Annotated in this window: 2 protein-coding genes; one reads left to right on the forward strand and one right to left on the reverse strand. The window is 64.3% G+C overall.

Features of this window, described 5'->3' with window-relative positions; all coding sequences use genetic code 11:
* The coding region (locus EOA29_RS35075) for an EamA family transporter (RefSeq protein WP_145969999.1) at positions 1-584 on the forward strand (584 nt) is incomplete at its 5' end.
* 50 nt (positions 585-634) lie between these two features.
* Here EOA29_RS35075 and EOA29_RS35080 read toward each other — a convergent pair.
* A complete protein-coding gene (locus tag EOA29_RS35080; protein WP_127222305.1) occupies positions 635-1,537 on the reverse strand; it encodes a dienelactone hydrolase family protein in 903 nt (300 codons plus the stop codon).
* Positions 1,538-1,854 lie beyond the last annotated feature (317 nt).

Consider the following 1,854-nt stretch of genomic DNA (forward strand, 5'->3'; position numbering starts at 1 on the left):
ATCTGGCGCTCGACCGCCTGCCGATCTCGCTGGTCGCCGCGATCGAATTCGTCGGCACGATCGGCGTCGCGCTGGTCGGCCTCAGGAGCCGGCGCAATGTCGCAGCGCTGGCCATCGCCGTCGCCGGCACCTTGCTGCTGATCGATATCAAATGGTCCAGCGACCCGGTCGGCCTGTTCTGGGCCTTTTTGAACGGCGCGCTGTTCGTCGGCTACATCGTGCTGGGCCACCGCATCGCCCAGACCGGCATCGGCATCACAGGTCTCGGCACCGCCATGGCGATCGCCTTCCTCGTCGTGCTGCCGGTGGGCTTCAGCGAGGCGCTGCCCGCTTTTTCGGCCCCGCAACTGCTCGTCGCCGCGATCGGCGTTGGCATCTGCTCCTCGGTTATCCCTTACATCTGCGACCAGCTCGCCATGGCGCGGCTGCCGCGCGCCAGCTTCGCTTTGATGCTCTCGCTCTTGCCGCTCACCGCGACGCTGATCGGCGTCATCGTGCTCAGACAAGTTCCGAGCCTCACTGACTGCCTCGGCATTGCGCTGGTCGTGGTGGGCGTGGCCATGCACAAGCCGGCGCAGGAGTGATCCGCCGACGGTGTCGTTTGCAGGCCGGGCTCACCTGAACATCACACACCTCAGGCCAGCTTCTCTTTCAGGAACGCGATCGTCCTCCCCCAAGCGAGATCGGCCGCCTTCTTATCGTAACGCGCGGCCGAGGTGTCGTTGTTGAAGGCGTGGTTGACGCCATCATAGACATAGACCGTGTATTCGACATGCGCAGCATCGAGCGCCTTCTTGTAGGCATCGATGCCGGCGTCGATGCGTTCATCCAGCCCGGCATAATGCAACAGCAGCGCCGCCTTGATCTTCGGCACATCCTCGGCCTTCGGCTGCATGCCGTAATAGGCGACGCCGGCGCTGAGGTCCGGTGCGTTGACGGTAAGCTGGTTCACCGTGCCGTCGCCCCAGCAGAACCCGACCGCGCCGACCTTGCCGTTGCCGTCCTTCAAGCCCTTGAGGTACGCGACCGTCGCGACGCCGTCGGCCGTGACTTGGGCGGCGTCGAGCTTGGCGAACATGTCGCGCGCCTTGTCCTCGTCGGCGGGCGTGCCGCCGAGCGGCGACAGGAAATCGGGCGCCAGCGCGATGAAGCCTTCCAGCGCCACGCGCCGGGCGACATCGCGGATATGCGGATTGAGTCCCCGATTCTCGTGGACGACGATAACGGTGCCGGGCTTGCCAGACTGGCCCGCCGGCTTGACCAGATAGCCCTTCATCTCGCCGCTGCTGCCCGGATAGGCGATGTCCTCACCCTTCACACGCGGATCGTCCTCGGCGACGATCGCCGCCTGGGCCGAATTCGCCGCCAGCATCGGTGCGATCGCAGCGGCCGCCGCGCCCGATCCGGCGAGCCTGGTCAGTTGCTCCATGAAGCGGCGTCGGTCGAGGGTCAAATGCGTGTACTCGTCATAGGCATCGATCATCGCCTGAGTGATGATGGGCTGCGTGATGACAGGCCTGGCTGAAGGTTCGGTCATGGTTCTCCCCGTGACTGTGTGATGCGCAAGATAGGGTTGAAGCTTGCCCGGTCCAGTCACGGACGGGTGACCGTCTGGCCGGATCGTTCGTTCATCGGCACGCTTCCCTCGCGGCGGATACCGCCAAGGCGGGTCATCACGTTTTGGTCATTTCCGAAAGCCTTGATGGTGCTGTCACATTAGGAAGGGAAGCTGTCGATACGGTCGCGCCCGATCCAGACGACGAAAAGGGGAATGCCATGAACGTTCAGGATATCGTCAACTCCGTTTCGCAGAAGGCGGGGCTCGACCAGCCAACCACCGAGAAGGTCGTCGGC

This window comes from Mesorhizobium sp. M1E.F.Ca.ET.063.01.1.1, from assembly GCF_003998155.1.
In the GTDB taxonomy this organism is placed as follows: Bacteria; Pseudomonadota; Alphaproteobacteria; order Rhizobiales; family Rhizobiaceae; genus Mesorhizobium.